The 19201-nt window shown below is 75.5% G+C and carries 16 protein-coding genes; 6 read left to right on the top strand and 10 right to left on the bottom strand.

Annotated features, from left to right (window positions below; all coding sequences use genetic code 11):
• Window positions 1-65 precede the first annotated feature (65 nt).
• Both AB0O07_RS03130 and AB0O07_RS03125 read right to left on the bottom strand, forming a co-directional pair.
• Entirely contained in the window at window positions 66-2417 is a 2352-nt protein-coding gene (locus AB0O07_RS03130) for a phage holin family protein (protein ID WP_365625948.1), read from the bottom strand.
• A 317-nt stretch (window positions 2418-2734) separates the two neighbouring features.
• Window positions 2735-3160: a hypothetical protein gene (locus AB0O07_RS03125; RefSeq protein WP_365625945.1), complete on the bottom strand. Its 426-nt coding sequence runs from the start codon at window positions 3158-3160 to the stop codon at window positions 2735-2737.
• A gap of 247 nt (window positions 3161-3407) precedes the next feature.
• On the opposite strand from AB0O07_RS03125, the gene AB0O07_RS03120 reads away from it, so the two are divergent.
• Both AB0O07_RS03120 and AB0O07_RS03115 read left to right on the top strand, forming a co-directional pair.
• The gene (locus AB0O07_RS03120) at window positions 3408-4199 is read left to right on the top strand and encodes an MBL fold metallo-hydrolase (RefSeq protein ID WP_365625942.1); all 792 of its coding nucleotides are present in this window, start codon (window positions 3408-3410) and stop codon (window positions 4197-4199) included.
• A 10-nt stretch (window positions 4200-4209) separates the two neighbouring features.
• On the top strand, window positions 4210-4938 hold the full coding sequence (locus tag AB0O07_RS03115) for a VTT domain-containing protein (RefSeq protein ID WP_365627943.1): 729 nt from the start codon (window positions 4210-4212) through the stop codon (window positions 4936-4938).
• 7 nt (window positions 4939-4945) lie between these two features.
• Here the strand turns inward: AB0O07_RS03115 and AB0O07_RS03110 are convergent, their stop codons facing one another.
• Window positions 4946-6163, bottom strand: a complete 1218-nt coding sequence (locus AB0O07_RS03110) for an aminotransferase class I/II-fold pyridoxal phosphate-dependent enzyme (RefSeq protein WP_365625939.1) — start codon at window positions 6161-6163, stop codon at window positions 4946-4948.
• A gap of 147 nt (window positions 6164-6310) precedes the next feature.
• Between AB0O07_RS03110 and AB0O07_RS03105 the strand changes: the two genes are divergently transcribed.
• From AB0O07_RS03105 to AB0O07_RS03090, 4 genes are all read left to right on the top strand, one after another.
• Window positions 6311-7828 carry a phosphatase PAP2 family protein gene (locus AB0O07_RS03105; RefSeq protein WP_365625936.1) on the top strand — a complete coding sequence of 506 codons (1518 nt, stop codon included), beginning with the start codon at window positions 6311-6313 and terminating at the stop codon, window positions 7826-7828.
• Between the two features lie 59 nt (window positions 7829-7887).
• On the top strand, window positions 7888-8553 hold the full coding sequence (locus AB0O07_RS03100; protein ID WP_365625933.1) for a GNAT family N-acetyltransferase: 666 nt from the start codon (window positions 7888-7890) through the stop codon (window positions 8551-8553).
• 101 nt (window positions 8554-8654) lie between these two features.
• Entirely contained in the window at window positions 8655-9464 is an 810-nt protein-coding gene (locus tag AB0O07_RS03095) for a methyltransferase domain-containing protein (protein ID WP_365625930.1), read from the top strand.
• Window positions 9465-9563: 99 nt separating this feature from the next.
• The gene (locus AB0O07_RS03090) at window positions 9564-9923 is read left to right on the top strand and encodes a VOC family protein (protein WP_365625927.1); all 360 of its coding nucleotides are present in this window, start codon (window positions 9564-9566) and stop codon (window positions 9921-9923) included.
• A gap of 84 nt (window positions 9924-10007) precedes the next feature.
• On the opposite strand, the gene AB0O07_RS03085 is transcribed toward AB0O07_RS03090, so the two are convergent.
• From AB0O07_RS03085 to AB0O07_RS03055, 7 genes are all read right to left on the bottom strand, one after another.
• Window positions 10008-10601 carry a GNAT family protein gene (locus AB0O07_RS03085; RefSeq protein ID WP_365627940.1) on the bottom strand — a complete coding sequence of 198 codons (594 nt, stop codon included), beginning with the start codon at window positions 10599-10601 and terminating at the stop codon, window positions 10008-10010.
• A 96-nt stretch (window positions 10602-10697) separates the two neighbouring features.
• Entirely contained in the window at window positions 10698-11663 is a 966-nt protein-coding gene (locus tag AB0O07_RS03080; RefSeq protein ID WP_365625924.1) for an LD-carboxypeptidase, read from the bottom strand.
• A gap of 37 nt (window positions 11664-11700) precedes the next feature.
• Window positions 11701-13767, bottom strand: coding sequence for a prolyl oligopeptidase family serine peptidase (locus tag AB0O07_RS03075; RefSeq protein WP_365625922.1), 2067 nt, complete (start codon window positions 13765-13767; stop codon window positions 11701-11703).
• Window positions 13768-13855: 88 nt separating this feature from the next.
• Complete coding sequence (locus AB0O07_RS03070) at window positions 13856-15217, bottom strand: M20/M25/M40 family metallo-hydrolase (RefSeq protein WP_365625919.1); 1362 nt, start codon at window positions 15215-15217, stop codon at window positions 13856-13858.
• 1 nt (window position 15218) lies between these two features.
• Window positions 15219-16052, bottom strand: a complete 834-nt coding sequence (locus tag AB0O07_RS03065) for a M55 family metallopeptidase (RefSeq protein WP_365625915.1) — start codon at window positions 16050-16052, stop codon at window positions 15219-15221.
• Between the two features lie 220 nt (window positions 16053-16272).
• Complete coding sequence (locus AB0O07_RS03060; RefSeq protein ID WP_365625912.1) at window positions 16273-18096, bottom strand: SulP family inorganic anion transporter; 1824 nt, start codon at window positions 18094-18096, stop codon at window positions 16273-16275.
• A 302-nt stretch (window positions 18097-18398) separates the two neighbouring features.
• Window positions 18399-19040 carry a carbonic anhydrase gene (locus AB0O07_RS03055; RefSeq protein ID WP_365625909.1) on the bottom strand — a complete coding sequence of 214 codons (642 nt, stop codon included), beginning with the start codon at window positions 19038-19040 and terminating at the stop codon, window positions 18399-18401.
• Between the last annotated feature and the right edge of the window lie 161 nt (window positions 19041-19201).

The raw sequence follows: 19201 nt of genomic DNA, 5'->3' as shown, positions 1-19201 counted from the left end.
CCTGCCCAGGCGCGGCCACCGCCGGTCCTGCTACCGGCGGAAACCGCTCGCACGGGGGACGCGCGCTACGCCGGGTCCCGCTCGTTCTCGGTCGTGCGTGCTCCGGCAGAGAACACATTCGCCTCGGCGGGCCCCTCGGCCAGGGCGGTCGCGCCGGGCGGCGGGAGCGGCACCTGGGGCCCGCCGGCCTCCCGCAACCAGCGCCGGAGGACGGTGTGCACCCGTTCCGCGCCGACGAGTTCACCGCCGTCCTCCACCGGCGCCGAGAGCACCAGCGGGGAGAGCAGGAAGGGCCGCCCCTGGTCGCCGCCGAGCCCGCCGTGCGAGCCGATCTGCGCCTCGAAGGCGTGCACCCGACCCGTCGCCGGGTCGCAGGTCGAGTTGACCATGACGTCGGCGACATGCGGGAACGTGTCGGCGCGCCGCACCGCGTCCGCCGCGCCGGGACCCATCGCCGCGAGCGGTCCGTCGTCCGCCAGTTCGGCGACGGGGACCTCGGCGCCGCCGGGCCCCAGCACCACGGAGCCGTGCTCCTCGCTCCGTACCAGCAGGAATCCGATCCCCGGATGGGCGGCGAGCGTACGGAGCAGCGCCGGGTGGCGGCGGTCGATCTCCTCCCGGCTGGCCCGCCCCGGCAGGTCGGGGAAGGAGATCAGGCCGAGGTTCCCGGAGGCGAGCACGACCGGCGCCGGGGCGCGCGCCGGGGCGGGCTCGGCGCCCGCCGCGCGTGCTCCGGAGCCGACGGCACCCGCGGCGGGCGCCGTAGGCTCCGGGGCGCCCGTCGCCCCTTCCGTGCGCTCCGGGGCGCCCGCCCCGGGTGCCGTCCGCTCCCGTACGCCCCGCGCCGGCACACCGCGCTCCGCGGCCTCGTAGGCGTCGTTGGGTTCGGCGGGCTCCGGGCGGTTCAGGGCGGCCCTGACGGGGCCGAGGACGGCGTGGCGGGCGGCGTCGCGGGCCTCGGCGCCGCTCCTGGTCCGCCGGGCGCGCCGGGAGAGGGGGAGCCCGCAGCCGGCCAGGACGAGGTCCTTCAGGGTGAGCCCGTACGCGCCCTCGAAGGTCTCGCCGGGGCTCTGGCCGTGGTCGGAGAGGAGCACGATCCTGTACGGGCGCGGGGCGTGCTCGGCGGCCCTGGCGATCAGTCCGACGGCCCGGTCGAGCCGTGTCAGCACCCGCGCGGCGTCCCGGGAGCGCGGCCCCGAGTGGTGCGCGACCTCGTCGTAGGCGACCAGGTCGGCGTAGACGGCGGTACGGCCCGCCAGCATGTCGCCGAGGACCGCCGTCACCACGACGTCCCGTTCCACGACGGTCGCGAAGGCCCGGATGAACGGGTAGAGCCCGCCCCGGCTCACCCGGGGCCGGTCGCCCCTGATCCTGGCCCGGGTCGACTGGCCGATCTCGCGGCAGACGTCGGCGGCGAACGAGAGGGCCGTACGGACGGCGTTGGCCGGGTCGGAGAAGTACGCGAAGTACCCGGCCCGGGAGCGGTTGGCCCGGCCGCGCCGGGCGGCGATGGAGAGCACCAGGGCGAGCTGGTCGGCGCCGCCGGAGAAGAGGTTGCCCCGGCTGGCGCCGTCGAAGGTGAGCAGCCCGCCGTCGCCGGTGCGCTCGATGGCGCGGCGCTGGAGTTCGGCGGCGCTCGCCGGGCGGTTGCTGACCATGACCCGGCCGCTCTCCTTCTCGTACCAGCGGAAGGCGGGGACGTCGTGATTGGAGCCGTGCAGGATGCCGAGCTGGCTGGCGCCGGTCTGGCTGGACCAGTCGGTGCGCCAGGGCGTCAGCCGGTGGGTGGGATGCTCGCCCAGCCACCCCGCCAGGTGCGGCACGCTCCCGGCGGCGACCGCGTCCAGCAGCACCTGGTGGCCCACCCCGTCGAGCTGGAGGAAGACGGTGCCCGGCGCCTCCTCGGGGCCGCCGCCGTCGCGGCCCCCGCGGCCCCTGCGGCCGCGCCGCCCACGTCCGGCGAGCCGGGAGAGCCGGCGCCGGACGGCGTCGTCGTCACCGACCGCGAGCGCGGTGGAGGTGGCGGAGGCGACGGCGGACATCACGGCGGCGACCACGACGGCGGTACGGGGGTCGGCGGCGCCGCGCCCGTCCGGGATGAGCCGGAGCGCGACCAGCAGCAGCGAGCCGTTGAGGAAGAAGACCAGCAGTCCGAGGACGAGGGCGGGCACCAGCAGCAGCGCCCGTACCAGCAGGGGCCAGACCAGCGCCCCGAGGAGCCCGAAGACGCCCGCGCCCCAGGCGGCGGTGACCGCGATCCGGGTGAAGCTGTCGCCGTCGGCGGACTGGAGCTGGAAGTCGGGCAGCACCCCCGCGAGCACCAGCATCGTCACCGTGGACACCGCCCACACCACGATCACCCGCAGCAGGGCCCGGCCCGTCGTACGCCAACGCCCCCGCCCACGCCCCTCGCCCACGCCGCCCCGCCACCTCAGCTCCGGCCCCGTACGGTTCACGGGCCCGGTCCCCAGCGTCGCACACGGCCGGGCGGAACCGGAGCCCTGTCCGGTACGCCCCTTACGGGATCCGGCCCCTAGGGGAAGGGCACCCGGGGGTAACGGCCCCTCAAGGGGCGCCCCTTAGGGAGTGGTCCCCTGAGGGAGCGGTCACTCGGGGGCGCGCGTCCGGGCGTGCGGTGCGCGGCGGGGCGCGCGCCGCACGGGCGCACGTCACCGGCGTACGGCGCCACCGGCGTACGGCGCTACCGATGTACGCCGCTACCGGCGTACGGCGCTCACCGGGCCGCCGGAGGCCCGGCGGGCGCCGGGCGCGCCTTCGCCGGGATCGAGAGCCGCCGGTGCACCTCGGCCTTGCGCGCCGCGTCGTAGCAGGGCTCGGCGAGGCCCGCGGTCTCCAGCCGTACGCCCCGCCGCTCGCACTCCGCGGCGAACGCGGCCACGGAGGTGAACGCCCGCTCCAGCACCCGGTCGTTGGCGGCGACGAAGAGATCGACCAGGCCCGCCTCCACATCGGTCCAGAGCCCGAGGTGGTCGGGGCGGAGCCGGTAGAAGTAGAGCTGGCGGGTGACGGTGTACCCCTTGTCCTCGGCCCAGCGCGCGCACATCAGATGCTGGCCGTGGGTGTCCACGAGGAACGGGTCGCGGTCCAGCTCCTCCAGCGGCAGCAGGCTGGCGATCGCCGTCACGCGTACCTCGCCCATACCGCTCCCCGCTCCCCCGCGCACCGCGGGCCCCGTCCCCCCGGACCTGCCTTCGTTCCGCCGACCCTAACCCGCGCGCGCCTTCGCGAGGCAGGCGCGCACGGGGCGGCCGGAGGCGCGCGTCCGGGCGCACCCCGTACGGCGGCCGGGTGACGGCCGTAGGCTGAGGGCGAAGGGCGGCACCGGGCGCGAGGCGGCACACCCCGCGCCCCCGCGCGCGCCGGGCGGGACGGAGCTGAGGTCGGTCGTGGGAACTGTCATCACCTGGTGGGGCCATGCCACCTGCACGGTCGAGGACTCCGGGGTACGGGTCCTGACGGACCCGGTCTTCGTGCGCCGGCTGGCCCATCTGCGGCGCCGGTCGGGCCCCGTACCGCCGCCCGAGGCGGCCCGCGCCGACGCGGTGCTCGTCTCGCACCTCCACCGCGACCATCTCCACGAGCGTTCGCTCGCCCGGCTGGCGCCCGGCACCCGGCTGATCGTGCCGCGCGGCGCCTCGGCGGCGGTGCCGGGGCTCCGGCGGCTCGACGCACGCCGTTCGGCGGCCGGGCTGTGGATCACGGAGGTCGACGTGGGGGACGAGGTGGAGGTCGGGGCGGTACGGGTCCGTGCGGTGCCCGCGCGCCACGACGGGCGGCGGCTGCCGGTGGGCCCGCACCGCTCGCCCGCGCTCGGCTATGTGATCAGCGGCGCGTCGCGGACGTACTTCGCGGGCGACACGGGGCTCTTCGACGCCATGGCCGAGACGGTGGGCCCGGTGGATGTGGCGCTGCTGCCGGTCGGCGGCTGGGGCCCGTATCTGGGGCACGGCCATCTCGACGCGGGGCGCGCGGCCCAGGCGCTCGCCCGGCTGGCGCCGCGCGCGGCGGTGCCGGTGCACTATGGCACGTACTGGCCGATCGGCCTGGACGGGGTCAGGCCGCACGAGTTCTACGCGCCGGGCGACGAGTTCGTACGGAAGGCTGCGGTGGCCGCGCCCGAGGTGACCGTCCATCTGCTGCGGCACGGCGAGAGCGCGCGCCCGGTGGCCGGGCGGTGAGCGCGCGGTGATCGACGGGATACTCTCCCAGCTCACGGTGGTGCCACCGGAGTCGACCCAGCAGGCGGTCGGCTATCCGTCGGTCTTCCTGCTGGTGGCGCTGGGCGCGCTGGTGCCGGTGGTGCCGACGGGGGCGGTGGTGTCCACGGCGGCGGTGGTGGCGCTCCACCAGCGCTCCCCCTTCAACATGCTCTCGCTGGCCGGCCTCTTCCTGACGGCGTCCTGCGCGGCGCTCCTCGGCGATGTGGCGCTGTACTGGCTCGGGCGGCGCGGGGTCGGCTCGAAGAACGGCTCGCGCTGGCTCTCGGCGCTCCGCGAACACGCCCCGCCCGACCGCCTGGAGGCGGCCCAGCGGAACCTGCGCGAACGCGGTGTGACGGTCCTGGTCCTCTCCCGCCTGGTCCCGGCGGGCCGCATCCCGGTGATGCTGGCGTGCCTCATCGGCCGCTGGCCGCTGCGCCGGTTCGCCCGGGGCGACATCCCCGCGTGCCTGGCATGGGCGGCGACATATCAGCTCATCGGTGTGGCGGGCGGCTCCCTCTTCGCGGAACCGTGGGAGGGCGTGGTGGCGGCGGTGCTGGTGACGGTGGTCGTCAGCGGCGCGCCGGCCCTGTGGCGGAGGGTACGACGCGGCACCGGCGACGGTACGGGCCCCGGCGGCACGCCCGCACCGGGCGAGCCCGGGGAGGACACGGCCGGCCCGGGGGCGGAGGGCCACCGGGTGGGGGGTACGCCTTAGGGGCCCTTCACCCCCCTTCGCCGAGGGCGGCTTCGAGGTGGGCGAGGGCGCGCGCTACGTGGGGCAGGTCCAGCGGTGCCGTGGAGGTGAGGGATTCCAGGCACTCGTCCGGGGTCGCGCCGATCAGCGGGTCGGTGGGCAGGCGGACCCGGAGCGAGCCCAGTTCGTCGCCGAAGCGGTGGCCGCCGGGGGTGGGCGTGCCCAGCCGGGCGCCGAGGTGGTTCTCCAGCTCCAGCGAGTCGGTGACGCCGAGCGCGGCGAGCCGGTCGCGGAGCGGCCCGAGGTCGGCGTAGAGATGCCGGCCCGCGTCGGGCAGCCGGGCCAGCGCCCCGGCGGCGAGCACCACCTCGCGGGCGGCCCGCGCGATACGGCCGTAGAGCGCCGAGGCGGCCAGCGCCCGTTCGGTGACGGCGGCGGGCTCGTCCAGCGCGTGCGCCGCGGCGGCGGCGACCGGGCCCGCGACAAGGGCGCCGAGCGCGGCGAGGGCGTCGAGGGTCCTGGCGCGCAGCGCGGCCCCTGCGGCGGTGGCGGGGTAGCGGGCGACGGCCATCGGCCAGGCGGCCGGGAGCAGCGAGCCGACCGCGTCGTCGAGGACGGTGACCTCGTCGGGCCACATGCCGGCCGGGCTGAACACCGCCGTCTCGTGCGGCCGGTGCAGGGTGTCGCGCCAGGTCTCGTCGCTGATGATGTGCAGGCCCTCGGCGATCGCCGCCTCGCAGGCCGCGCGGACCCGTTCGGGCGGGGCGACGGTGGCCGTCGGGTCGTCGGGGAGGCAGAGCAGCAGGACGCGCGGGCACCCGCCCTCCGCCCGGATCCGCCGGACGGTCTCCAGCAGGGCGTACGGGTCCGGTACGCCGCCCGCGTCGGCCGGGGCCGGTACGTGGTACGCGGGGCGTCCCAGCAGCCGGGCCTGCGGTGTCCACCAGGCGGGACAGGGGCGGGGCAGCAGCACGTCCCCGCCGTACGCGGCGAGCAGCGCGAGGAGCAGCGGGGGCGCGCCCGGCGCCGCCGCCACGTCGTCGACGCCGCCGGGCAGTCCGCGCCGCGCCCAGTAGCCGCAGGCGGCCTCCCGGAGCACCGCGCCCCCGCCGGGCGGCTCCGGGGCGGTCCGTCCCGCCGCCGCCGCGCACGCCTCGGCCAGCTCCGGCAGGACGGGCAGCCCCGCCGCCGGGGCGGGCGGCCCGTACCGTACGGGCCCCCGGGCCTCCAGGGCCGTCCGCCGCATCCGCACCACCTCCGGGCAGAGAAGCACCGGGTCCCGAGGTGCATTCCACGCCCCCGAGGACCTTTCTCCGACGATACGGAGGTTCGCCCCGACCGGCCCCCGGAGGCGGCGCGGAGTGAGCGGGCGGGGTCCGGGTACCCGGGTGCCATGCCGAAGACCACCCATGGCCCCGTGCCCACCATCCCGCCTACCACCCCGCCCCCTTCCCCGCTCGCCGCGCTGCTCGCCTCCTGGGACGAACGCGCCCTGCGCTCGGTCGCCGGCCGGCACTGGCCGGGCGCGGACCGGGTGCTGCCCCGGCTGAGCCGCGCCGCCGACCATGGGCTGCTCTGGTTCGGGGCGGCGGCCGGGATGGCGGTGCTGGGCGGCAGCGCGCGCTCGCGCCGGGCGGCGCTGCGGGGGGTGGCGTCGCTGGCGGTGGCGTCCGCCGCCATCAACACCGTCGGGAAGCGGGCGGTGCGGAGGCAGCGCCCGCTGCTCGACGTCGTACCGGTGATACGGCAGCTCAAGCGGCAGCCGTTCACCTCCTCCTTCCCGTCCGGGCACGCGGCCTCGGCGGCGGCGTTCGCGACCGGGGTCGCGCTGGAGTCGAGAGGGTGGGGCGCGGCGGTGGCGCCGGTGGCCGCGGCGGTGGCGCTCTCCCGGGTCTACACCGGGGTGCACTATCCGAGCGATGTGGTGGCGGGGGCGGCGCTGGGGGTGGGGGCGGCCTTCGCGGTACGGGGGCTCGTACCGACGCGCTCGCAGCTCCCCGCGCCGGGCCGGCCGCACGCCCCGGCGCCCGCGCTCCCCGGGGGCGAGGGGCTGACCGTGGTCGTCAACCGGGCCTCGGGCTCCTCGGACACGGCCGGGCTGGTACGCGAGGAACTGCCGCTCGCACGGGTGGTGCTCTGCGAACCCCAGGAGGTGGGGGCGGAGCTGGAGAAGGCGGCGGACGACTGCCGGGCCCTGGGGGTGCTCGGCGGCGACGGGACGATCAACCGGGCCGCGTCGGTGGCGGTACGGCGCGGGCTGCCGCTGGCGGTCTTCCCGGGCGGCACCCTCAATCACTTCGCGTACGACCTGGGCATAGAGAACGTGCACGACACCTGTCGGGCGCTGACGGCGGGTGACGCCGTCCGGGTCGACCTGGGGCGGTTCACCCCGGGCCCGGACGGCGGGGCGCCGGGCTACTTCGTCAACACCTTCAGCCTGGGCGTCTATCCGGAGCTGGTACGGGCGCGGGAGCGCTGGGCGCCCCGGATCGGCGGCTGGCCCGCCGGGGTGGTCGCGGCGGCGGAGGTGCTGCGCGGGGAGCACCAGATCGACGCGGAGTTCGAGGGCCGGCGGCGCTCGCTCTGGCTGCTCTTCGCGGGCAACGGTATCTACGACCAGGTGGGCCCGACCCCCGGCCACCGGCGGAACCTCGCCGACGGGCTGCTCGACCTCCGCATCGTCCACGGCGGCCGGGCCCCCGGCGCCCGCCTCCTCGCCGCCGCTCTGGCGGGCCCGCTGAGCCGCTCCCCCGTCCACGCGGCGGTCCGCATGCGCCGGGTCCGTGTCAACCACATCGCCCCGGGCACCCGCCTCGCCTACGACGGCGAAGTGGCCCCGGCCCCGCGCCGACTGACCCTGGACAAGGCGGTGGAGGCCCTGACGGTGTACCGTCCCCAGGCCCTGCTCTGACCTCCCGGGCCGGATATCCGCTGGACGGCGCCGGGCACGGCGGCCGAGGATCCCGGGCCATGGACACGGACGCCCCCCCGACGACCCTGACGACCCGACGGCTGCTGACGACCCGACGGCTGCTCCTGCGCCCCTTCTCCGACGACGCGGCCGAGGTGGCCCGGCTCGTCGCGCTCGACAACGACCCCGGGGTGCGGCGGTACATCGACGGCGGCGCGCCCGTCTCCCCGGACACGGTACGGCGCACGACGCTGCCCAGAGTGCTGGGCCCGGGGTTCTGGGCCGCCGAGGAGCGGGCCACCGGCGCCTGGATCGGCTGGTTCTGCCTGGAACCGCGGCCGGACCTGGCCCCAGGACAGGACGCGGAGCCTGAGGCGGACACGGAGCCGGGACCGGACGCGGAGCCGGGACCGGCGCCCGGGGGCGCGCATGGGTGGCGCGTGGTCGAGCTCGGGTACCGGCTACGCCGGGCGGCGTGGGGCCGGGGGTACGCGACCGAGGGGGCGCGCGCGCTCGTCCGTACGGCGTTCACCGCCCTCGGCACGGAGCTGGTCACCGCGGAGACGATGACCGTGAACTCCGGGTCGCGGCGGGTGCTGGAGAAGGCGGGGCTGCGGTACGTCCGGACGTTCTTCGCGGAGTGGCCGGAGACGATCCCGGGGTCGGAGCACGGGGACGTCGCGTACGAGCTGACCCGGGAGGAGTGGCACCGCAGGTCCGGATGAGGTCCACATCGCAAGACGCCTATCTCATCATGCGACATGGCGGCGTAGCCTGAGCCGACCGCGTCACAACGGTGACCACCGTCACGAGAGCGAGGCCGGCCATGCCGAAGGAGACCGCCGTCTACACCCACGGGCACCACGAGTCCGTGCTCCGGTCGCACACCTGGCGTACCGCCGCCAACTCGGCCGCGTATCTCCTGCCCGAACTGCGGGCAGGCCAGGACGTCCTGGACGTCGGGTGCGGGCCCGGGACCATCACCGCCGACCTGGCCGCGCTGGTGGCGCCCGGGGCGGTGACCGGCGTGGACGCCTCCGAGGGGGTGCTCGACACCGCGCGGGCGACGGTGGCGGCGGCGGGCGGGCCCGAAGTCCGGTTCGCGGTCGCCGATGTCCACGAGCTGGACTTCCCCGACGACTCCTTCGATGTCGTCCATGCCCACCAGGTGCTCCAGCATGTCGGTGACCCGGTCCAGGCCCTGCGGGAGATGCGCCGGGTCTGCCGGCCGGGCGGGATCGTCGCGGCGCGGGACTCGGACTACTCGGCCTTCACCTGGTTCCCGGAGGTCCCGGCGCTGGACGCCTGGCAGGCCCTGTACCAGCGGGTCGCGCGCGCCAACGGCGGCGAGCCGGACGCGGGGCGGCGGCTGCTCTCCTGGGCCCGGCAGGCCGGGTTCACCGACATCACCGCCTCCGCCGGGACCTGGTGCTACGCGACACCCGAGGAGCGCGCGTGGTGGAGCGGGCTCTGGGCGGACCGTACGGTCGCCTCGGCCTACGCGGACCGCGCGGTCGGCGGCGGACACGCGACCCGCGAGCGGTTGGCGGAGGTGGCGGCCGGATGGCGGGCGTGGGGCGCGGCGCCGGACGCCTGGTTCATGGTCCCGCACGGCGAGATCCTCTGCCGGGTCTGAGGCGCCAGGGGCACCGCCGGGACCCGTCACCGGATCAGCGCCGGGGGTCCACCGCTCCCCCGCTCCCCACCGCCCGCCGCGCCAACTAACCTGGCGGGCATGGACATCATGGGCACCACGCTGCGTATCTGCGTCGACGATCTGGAGACGTCGGTGAGGTTCTACGAACGCCTCACCGGCGCCTCCGCCCTCCGCTTCGAGCGCGGCGGGGTCTCCGTCGCCGCCGTCGGCTGCTTCCTCCTGATGAGCGGCCCCGCGTCGGAGATCGACGTGCTGCGCAGGGTGACGGCGACCATCGCCGTCAAGGACGTCGAGGAGACGCTGACGGTGCTCACCGAGGGCGGCGCCCGGATCGTCGCGGGCCCCGTGCCGACCCCGGCGGGGCGCAATCTGATCGCGGTGCACCCCGACGGCTCGGTCTTCGAGTACGCCGACCGGAAGGTGGTCGCGGGCGCCTGAACGGGCCGACGGCGGCGGGCCGAAGGCGTCCGAGCGACAGGACGCACCGTCGGGACGCGTCGTCGGGACGGCCCAGGCGCCCGCTCAGGCGCCCCGCCCGGCGCCCCGCCCGGCGTCCGGCACCGCCCCCTCCGCGGTCAGCGCCCACCGCTCGTGGTCGCGCCACGCGCCGTCGATGAGGAGGAAGGCGGGCGAGTACCCCTCCAGACGGAACCCGGCGCGCCGCACCAGCGCGATGGACGCGGCGTTGCCCGGCTGGATGTTGGCCTCCAGCCGGTGCAGGCCGAGCGGCCCGAAGGCCTCGCCGACGACCAGGCCCAGCGCCTCGGACATCAGGCCCCGCCCGGCCGCGCCCACGAAGGCGCCGTACCCCAGTGCCCCGCAGAGGAACGCGCCCCGGACGATGTTGTTGATGTTGATGAACCCCGCGATCCGGTGGTCAGCGCGGATACGGACCAGATACCCGGCCCGCGCCGGGTCCTCGGCGATCCGGCCCGCGTAACCGGCGTACGCGACGGGCTCCTGCGGCGGGAAGAGCCAGGGGCGGTGGAGCCCCCTGCTCTCCCGCGCGCGGGCGGTGAACTCCTCGGCGTCCTCTGGGCGGTACGGGCTCAGATACGTACGCGGGCCCTCCGCGACCGGGGCGACAGGCGGCGGCCCGGCGGGCCGTCCGGGCACGGCGGACCGTCCGGATCCGGCGGGCCGTCCGGGCACGGCCGGCGGTTCCGTCACGGGGTCACCTCATGCCGCCCGTACCGCCGCACGTCATCCACGTCACGTCAGCGCCGGTACGTCCAGCGTGAGCGTCGCGCTCTCCGCGTCCAGCACCCCCGGCACCCCCAGCGGCACCGTCAGCGCGGTCTCCGCGTGCCCGAAGCCCAGCTCCTCGACCACCGGTACGCCGAGCCCGCCGAGCCGGTCCAGCAGCACCGCCCTGACCTCCTCGTACGGGCCGCACCCGGCCCAGGAGCCGAGGCCGATCCCGGCGACGCCGTCCAGCCAGCCGGAGCGGAGCAGTTGGGTGAGGATACGGTCGAGGCGGTACGGCTCCTCACCGGTGTCCTCGATCATCAGCAGGCCCCCGGTGGCCGCCCGGCGCCCGTACGGCGTGCCCAGGTCGGAGGCGAGGAGGCTGACACAGCCGCCGAGGGTGACGCCCCGGGCCCGCCCCGGGACCAGGCAGCGCGCGGTGGCGAGGCCGAGGGTGCGGACCGACTCGGGCTCGAAGAGCGTGGCCCGCAGGGACTCCTGCGTGGCCGGGTCCTTGAGGAAGGTGAGCGCGGCGGTCATCGGGCCGTGCAGCGTGGCGAGTCCGGCGCGCAGGGCGAACGCCTCGTGGAGCGCGGTGATGTCGCTGTAGCCGACGAAGACCTTGGGCCCCGCCGCCCGGATCGCGGACCAGTCGAGCAGGTCCACCATCCGCTGGGCCCCGTACCCGCCCCGGGCGCAGAACACCGCCGAGAAGGCCGGGTCGCACCAGGCCGCCTGGAGGTCGCGGGCGCGCGCCTCGTCCGTACCGGCGAGGTAGTCGTGGCGCGGGTGGACGTCCCGGACATGCGGGGCGACGACCGGGTCGAGCTCCCAGCGGCGCAGGATGTCGAGCCCCGCCTCCAGCCGGTCGGCGGGGACGGGGCCGCTGGGCGCGACGACGGCGACCCGGGCCCCCGGGCGCAGCCGCGCGGGCCGGGTGAGCCCCGTACCCGCCGAGGAGGGGTCGAGCGCGTCGGACGGACAGGTCATGGCGTCGGCTCCGGGGTCATCTCGTCGGCTCCCAGGGTCATGTGGTCAGCTCCAGATGCGGGATGTCGGTCCGGGCGAGCCCGAACGTCTGGGCGTACAGCGAGAGTTCGGCCTCCAGCGCGCGCACCATGGTGTCCGCCCTGCGGAAGCCGTGCCCCTCGCCCTCGAAGCCGAGATACGCGTGGGGCACGCCGCGCCCGGCCGCGCGCTCCAGGAGGCGGGCGCTCTGGACGGGCGGGCAGATCACGTCGTCGAGCCCCTGGAGGAGCAGGAACGGCGCGCTGAGCCGGTCGAGGTGCGACAGCGGCGAACGCTCCCGGTAGCGGGCGGGGACCTCGGCGTACGGACCGATCAGCGAGTGGAGGTACTGGGACTCGAAGTCGTGGGTCTCGTCGGTCGCCCACCCCTCCAGGTCGAGCACCGGATAGATGATGGTGCCGCAGGCGTAGACGCTCGTCCCGGTGAGCGAAGCGGCTGCCGTCCAGCCGCCCGCGCTGCCGCCGCGTACCGCGATCCTGGCCCGGTCGGCGGTGGACTCGGCGGCCAGCGCCTCGGCGACGGCCGCGCAGTCCTCGACGTCGACCACGCCCCACTGTTCGCGCAGCCGCTCGCGGTAGGCGCGGCCGTAACCGGTGGAGCCGCCGTAGTTGACGACGGCGACGCCGATGCCGCGCGAGGTGAAGTAGGCGATCTCCAGGTCGAGTTCGAGCGGTGCGTGGCCGGTGGGTCCGCCGTGCGCCCAGATGATGTACGGCGGCAGCTCGCCCTCGGGGGCGGTCAGCTCCGGGTGGCGGGGCGGGTGGACATGGGCGTGGATCTCGCGCCCGCCGGGCCCGGTGAAGACACGGCTGCGGGGCGCGGAGTAGTACGCGGGGTCGACCGGGTCCCGGTGCGCCGAGCCGATCACCCGGACCTCCCGGGTGCGCGGGTCGGCCTCCACCACCTCGGCGGCGCTCCACGGGCTCGCGGCGATGCCGACGACCTTGTCGCCGTGGGCGGCGAGGGAGGCGCCCCACTGGGTCCAGGGCCCGGCGACATCGGCCAGTTCACCGGTGGCGGGGTCGAGGAAGCCGAGCGCCGTGGTGCCCTTGCCGTGCACGACGGCGACCGAACCGCCGGTCAGCGGCTGGAACCAGCGCTGGCCGAGCTTCCAGAGGGGGCCGCCGAACTCCTCCTCGCGGCCGGGGCAGAGCGCCGTGCTCGTCGCGGAGCCCTCGGCCAGGCGTCTCAGCTCCCACCAGCCGTCCGGATCGGAGACATAGAGCAGGGAGCCGTCCGGCGCCCAGTCGACCTGGGCGACCGCCTCGTCCGTGCCCCCGGCGACCGGCCGGACGCCGGTGAACGGGGGCGTGCCGGTGAGCGGATCGGCGGGCGAAACCTCACCGGTCATCACCTCGGTGCCGTCCCACGGCATCCGGGGGTGGTCCCAGGCGATCCACGCGGCGGTGGTGCCGTCCGGGGAGAGCCGGGGCCCGGTGACGAAGCGGTGCCGGAAGCCGGAGAGTTCCCGTACCGCCGTACGGTCCTCGGCCGCCGACCCGTCGAGCGGTACGGCGGCGATGGTCCGGCGCACGTCAGTGGGGTGCTCGCCGGTGAACTCCTCCAGCACGCACCAGACTTCGCCCCGGTCGAGATGGATCACCGGATCGGCCCAGCGCACCCCGCCGCCGACGGCGGAGACCGGCGTGAGCGGACGCGGCCCGGCCGCCCCGGCCGCCCCGCCGAACCCCTCGTCCCCGCCGTCCGGCGCGTACGCGTAGAGCCGCTGGTCGGGGAAGTGGACGAAGACGACGAGCGGCCGGCCCGCCGGGTCCGCCGCGCCCGCCCAGGGCTGCCCGCCGTATTCGATCACCCGGCTGCGGACGTTCCACGGCGCGGGCAGGACCGTTTCCGCGCCCCCGGGCTCCCCGGCCCCCGCGTCCCCGGCCCCGGCGGCGCGCCGCCGTACCAGCGCGCGCCGGCCGCCCTCCTCGGGGCGCGGCTCGGTCCACCAGACCTCCTCACCGACCGTCCCCAGATGGTCGGGGCGTCCGTCGTGGGAGGCCGCGAGGGCGGCGTCGATGGGTGACGGCCAGGTTCCGTACGGGCTTATGCGCTCTGTCACGGGTGTTCCTCACTCCCCGGGCACGGGGTCAGGCGAACTGGAGGCGGGTCAGGCGGACTTGAGGCGGGCCAGGCGAACTGGAGGCGGGTCAGGCGGACTTGAGGTAGTGGTCGAGCACCCGCACCCCGAAGTGCAGCGCCGAGACCGGCACCCGCTCGTCCACCCCGTGGAAGAGCGCCTGGTAGTCGAGGCCGGGCGGGAGCCGGAGCGGCGAGAAGCCGTAGCCGGTGATGCCGAGGCGGGAGAACTGCTTGGCGTCCGTACCGCCCGACATGCAGTACGGGACCACATGCCCGGCCGGGTCGACATGCTCGACGGCGGCGCGCAGCTTGGCGAAGGTCGGCGAGTCGACGGGGGCCTGGAGGGCGACCTCGCGGTGGTGGAACTCCCACTCCACGTCGGGGCCGGTCAGCAGGTCCATGGTGGTACGGAACTCCTCCTCGCCGCCGGGCACCATCCGCCCGTCGACATACGCCGTGGCCTGCCCGGGGATCACATTGACCTTGTAACCGGCCTCCAGGACGGTCGGGTTGGCGCTGTTGCGGACGGTCGAGGCGACCAGCGCGGCGGCCGGGCCCAACTTGCCGAGCAGCCCGTCCACATCGAGGTCGTCCGAGGAGACATCGGCCTCTATCCCGTGGAGCAGGGCGATCTCGGCGAGCGCCGCCCGTACGGTCGGGGTGAGCCGGACCGGCCAGGGGTGGTCGCCGATCCGGGCGACGGCGGCGGCGAGCCGGCTGACCGCGTTGTCGTGGTTCACCTTGGAGCCGTGGCCCGCCCGGCCCCGGGCGGTCAGCTTGAGCCAGCCGGTGCCGCGTTCGCCCGCGCCGATCGGGTAGAGCGTCATCCCGGAGCCCGCGTGGAAGGAGAAGGCGCCGGACTCGCTGATGCCCTCCGTGCACCCCTCGAAGAGCCCGGGGTGGTGGTCGGCGAGGAACCCCGCGCCGTCCTCCGCGCTCGCCTCCTCGTCGGCGGTGTAGGCGAGGACGATGTCGCGGCGCGGCCGGATCCCGTTCCTGGCCCAGGCGCGGACGACGGCGAGGACCATCGCGTCCATGTTCTTCATGTCGACGGCGCCCCGGCCCCACACCACCCCGTCCCTGACCTCGCCGGAGAAGGGGTGGACGGTCCAGTCGGCGGGCTCGGCGGGGACGACGTCGAGGTGGCCGTGGACGAGGAGCGCGTCGGCGGACGGGTCGGTGCCCTCGATCCTGGCGACGACATTGGTACGCCCGGGGGTGCGCTCCAGGAGGGTGGGTTCGAGCCCGGCGGCGGCGAGCCGCTCGGCGACGTACTCGGCGGCGGGCCGCTCCTGGCAGTCGCCGCCGCCCCGGTTGGTGGTGTCGATGCGGATGAGGTCGGAGGTGAAGGTGACGACCTCGTCGAGCGCCGCCGCGTCCAGGCTGTTCTCGCCGGCCCGGCCGGTCTTACTGGTGTTACTGATGTTCATGTCAGCCATACTGCTCCTCCACGGCGGCGGAAACGATCGTCGTGACCGCTTTGAAGGTGCGAATGGCCTCATACATCGTCCCGCTGAGGTACCTGACCCGCCGTTCGCCGCTCACCGTGACACCGGGGACGACGGTGGCGGCGGCGGAGAGATGCGCCGCGTCGAACTCCATCTCGACCGTGAACGGGCCGCCGTCCACCGGGTCCCGGCGCCCGGCGAGGGCGGTGGCCGCCCGCGCGGCGGCGCGGATGTCGGCTGCGGTACGGGCCGGGGTGCGGCAGACGGCGGCGTACCGCGACACATGGTCCTTGACGGCGACCTTGTGCGCCTCGGGGGCGTAGCCGATGGCGTCCTCGCAGGTCAGGTCGTCACCGGTGACCAGGAGGACGGGGACGCCGTACTCGGCGACGACATGGGCGTTGAGCAGTCCCTCGCTGGCCCGCACCCCGTTGAGCCAGACCCCGGTGAGGGTGTTGGCGAGATAGGTGTGGGCGAGCACGCCCTCCGTCCCCGCGCCGGTGTGGTAGCCGACGAAGGCGATGCCGTCGACGTCGCCGTGCTGCACCCCCTCGACCATGGAGAGCGACTTGTGGCGCCCGGTGAGCATTTCGGCGCGCTCGTCCAGCCGCTCCAGCAGGAGGTTCCGCATCGACCAGTGCGCCTCGTTGATCAGGACCTCGTCCGCGCCCCCGTCGAAGAAGCCGAGGACCGCGGCGTTGACGTCGGAGGTGAACAGGGCGCGGCAGCGCTCCCACTGCGGGGTCCCCGGCAGGACGTCGGCGGGCCAGGTCACCCCGGTGGCACCCTCCATGTCGGCGCTGATGAGGATCTTCACGACTGCTCCGTTTCTCCGGCCCGGGTACGGGTGCGCGTACAAGCCGCCATCATGGCCCGGGACGGGCCGCGCCCGAAACACCGTGATCCGTACGGCTCCCTCGGGGTCGAGGGGCGCCGTACGGATCACGGGCCGGCCGGGTGGGGGGCGCCGGCCGGGCGGGACCGGCCGGTGGGGCGGCCGGGTGGGGGGCGGACCATGACGGGTCAGCACCTGCGGATCAGCGCATACGGGCCGCCGGGTGGTACGGCTCCGCGCCGGGCGGGAACGCGTCGGCCGGCGTCGGGTCGAGGTAGAACCACTCGGCCGTCGGCCCGGGGAACGGCGTGGCCTCCTCCGACGGCTCCTGCGGCGCGAACGGGTCCCGCGGCATCGACGCGTCCCGCGCGAACGGGTCCCGCGCGAACGGGTCCCGCGGTGCGGAGGAGCCGGGCGCGACCGGCGGTGTAAGCGGTACAGGTGGTACGGGCGGTACGGGCGGGACCGGTGCGCCCGGGATGTCGGGCCGCAGCAGCTCCACCCGTACCTCGCCGGTGCCCCGCTGCTGGGCCACGAACTCGTCGACCTGGCTGCGGCAGGCGTGGTCCCAGTGGGTGACGCCGGTCAGGTCGAGCCGGATCCTCGGCAGCCCGGCGGAGGCGACCTCCTCCAGCGCGTCGATCAGCTTGGGCAGCCGCAGGAAGGTCGCGTTGCCCGCCATGACCAGCTTCGCGGTGTCCCCGGCGATCTCGGTGCGCACCGAGGTCCGCGACATCCGCAGCGCGGCCAGCACGATGCCGGCGGCGAGCCCGATCAGGACGCCTTCGAGCAGGGCGGTGGCGACGATCGTGACGGTGGTGAGGGTCATGACGGCGAACTCGCCCCGGTCCTGACGCCACATCTTCGGGAACTCGGCGGGCGCGAAGAGCTTCCAGCCGCTGTGCACCAGGACGCCCGCGAGGACCGAGATCGGGATGAGGGCGAGCACCCCGGGGAGCAGCACGGCGAAGGCGAGCAGCCACAGGCCGTGCAGGGTGCGCGAGATCCGGGTCTTCGCGCCCGCCTGCACATTGGCGGAGCTGCGGGCCACGACGGCGGTCATGGGGAGCGCGCCGAGGAGGCCGCAGATCGTGTTGCCCGCGCCCTGTGCGATGAGTTCGGAGTTGTAGCGGGTCCGGGCGCCGGTGTGCATCCGGTCCACGGCCGCGGCCGTGAAGAGGCTCTCGGCGGAGGCGATGACGGTGAAGGTGAGGACGGTGGTGAGGACCGCGCCGTTGGCGAGCTGCGCGAACTGGGTGGGCCCGGGAAGCTGCACGGAGGCGAGCAGGTTGCCGACCTGGAGGGTGTTGATGTCCACCCCGGGCAGCGCGGCGACCGCCATGCCGCCCGCGACCGCGACGAGCGCGGCGGGCACCTTGGTGAACGGCCCCGGCACCTTCTTCCAGAGGAAGCTCAGCGCGACGGTGCCGATGCCGAGCGCGGCGGCGATCGCCTTCTGCGGGTCGGCGAGGGTGCCGGCGAGGAGCCCGGGGATGCCGAGCATGTTCTCGACCGGTGCCCCGATCGCCTTGGCGTCGGCCATCGGGTACGCCTGACTGAACATCAGCGGGATCCCGATCCCGGCGAGCATGCCCTGCACCACGGCGATGGAGATCGCCTGGAACATCCGGCCCAGCCGGATCAGTCCGAGCCCGATCTGGAGCACCCCGGTGGCGAGCACGATCACACCGAGGGTGGCGAGCCCGTGCTCCAGGACGGCCTCGGCGACCAGCGCGGCGAGTCCGGCGGCGGGCCCGCTCACCTGGAGGGTGCTGCCGCGCGCCATGCCGACCACCAGGCCGCCCACGACCCCGGAGATGATGCCCAGCTCGGGCGGGGCGCCGGAGGCCACGGCGACGCCGATGCAGAGGGGCAGCGCGACGAGGAAGACGACGAACGACGCGGTGATCTCGGTCGCCAGATCGGGCTTCCCGCCCGGGGACTTCCGGGGCGCGGGCCGCTGAGCCGGCGTCCGCCGGCCCGGGGCCTGCGGCTGCCAGGGCGGCCGGTCCGGCGGCGGGGGCATCGGCCCCCCGCCCGGCCGGCTCCCCGGCATCGGACCCCCGGGCATCCGGCCCCCGGGCGTCTGCCAGGTGTGCTGCCCGGTCTCCGCCTCAGCGGCGTAGGGGTCCGGTGCGTAGGGGTCCGGTGCGTAGGGGTCCGGTGCGTAGGTTTCCTGTGCGTAGGGGTCCGGTGCGTACGCATCGGGGGCATACGTCTCGGAGGCGTACGCACCGCCCGCACCGCGCCCCGCGTGCCGGGCCCGGTGGCGTCCCGGGCCCGGCGGGCCCGGCTGGACGGGGCGACCGCCGAACCCCTCCCCCGGGGTCAGCACGGGTGCACCCGGAAGCGTCCGTCGGCCTGGTCCAGCTCCCACACCTCGCCGGTGTGGACCTCGTAGTACCAGCCGTGCAGCCGCAGCCGCCCCTCGGCGAGCCGGCGCCGGGCCGCCGGATACGCGCGCAGCGCGGCGAGTTGGACCCGTACGTTGAGCTGCGCCAGCTCGGTGACGAGCGCGTCGCCCGGCGCGGCCGGGTCCGCCGCCCCGGCGCCGGACGCGGCACGCTCCAGCACGGGGGCCAGCCCCGGCCGGGCGTTCTCCAGCCAGGCGCCCACGCCCGGCAGCCCGGAGAGGTCCTGCCCGGAGGCGAGCGCGGCCATCGCCCCGCAGTGCGAGTGACCGCAGACCACGATGTCCTGAACGTCGAGCACTTCGAGCGCGTACTCAACGGTGGCCGCCTCGCCGGAGACCAGCCGGGGCCGGTGCGGCGGGACGATGTTGCCCGCATTGCGTATTTCGAAGACCTCGCCCGGCCTCGCCCCGGTTATCAATGCCGGTATGACCCGGGAATCGGAACAGGCGACGAAGAGCGCCTCCGGAAATTGCCCTTCGGCCAGTTTGCGATAGCTGTCGCTTTCGAAATCCACCTGGTGGCGGAACGAGCGGGCGTGTTCGAGCAGAGCCTTCATGGGTGCCTCCCCAGCGGGTGGTTGTGGCCAGGACCTGGCTCAACACCGTAGAGAGTGCTGTGCAAGACGAAGGTTAGAGGAACGCTAAGGCAATCCCATCTTTTGACCGGCCCCTGTGACCTGCCTCCCATTCCCGGCGAAGCGGTGTGCCGCTCATTCAT

The organism is Streptomyces sp. NPDC093085, assembly GCF_040683935.1.
In the GTDB taxonomy this organism is placed as follows: Bacteria; Actinomycetota; Actinomycetes; order Streptomycetales; family Streptomycetaceae; genus Streptomyces.
This window is presented reverse-complemented; position numbering and strand designations above follow the sequence as displayed.

Coding starts and splice junctions, on each gene's coding strand:
- AB0O07_RS03125 (WP_365625945.1), bottom strand. CDS start 3,160: ATGGGCGAGGTACGCGTGACGGCGATCGCCAGCCTGCTGCCGCTGGAG.
- AB0O07_RS03110 (WP_365625939.1), bottom strand. CDS start 6,163: ATGCGGCGGACGGCCCTGGAGGCCCGGGGGCCCGTACGGTACGGGCCG.
- AB0O07_RS03105 (WP_365625936.1), top strand. CDS start 6,311: ATGCCGAAGACCACCCATGGCCCCGTGCCCACCATCCCGCCTACCACC.
- AB0O07_RS03100 (WP_365625933.1), top strand. CDS start 7,888: ATGGACACGGACGCCCCCCCGACGACCCTGACGACCCGACGGCTGCTG.
- AB0O07_RS03095 (WP_365625930.1), top strand. CDS start 8,655: ATGCCGAAGGAGACCGCCGTCTACACCCACGGGCACCACGAGTCCGTG.
- AB0O07_RS03090 (WP_365625927.1), top strand. CDS start 9,564: ATGGACATCATGGGCACCACGCTGCGTATCTGCGTCGACGATCTGGAG.
- AB0O07_RS03080 (WP_365625924.1), bottom strand. CDS start 11,663: ATGACCTGTCCGTCCGACGCGCTCGACCCCTCCTCGGCGGGTACGGGG.
- AB0O07_RS03070 (WP_365625919.1), bottom strand. CDS start 15,217: ATGAACATCAGTAACACCAGTAAGACCGGCCGGGCCGGCGAGAACAGC.
- AB0O07_RS03060 (WP_365625912.1), bottom strand. CDS start 18,096: ATGCCCCCGCCGCCGGACCGGCCGCCCTGGCAGCCGCAGGCCCCGGGC.
- AB0O07_RS03055 (WP_365625909.1), bottom strand. CDS start 19,040: ATGAAGGCTCTGCTCGAACACGCCCGCTCGTTCCGCCACCAGGTGGAT.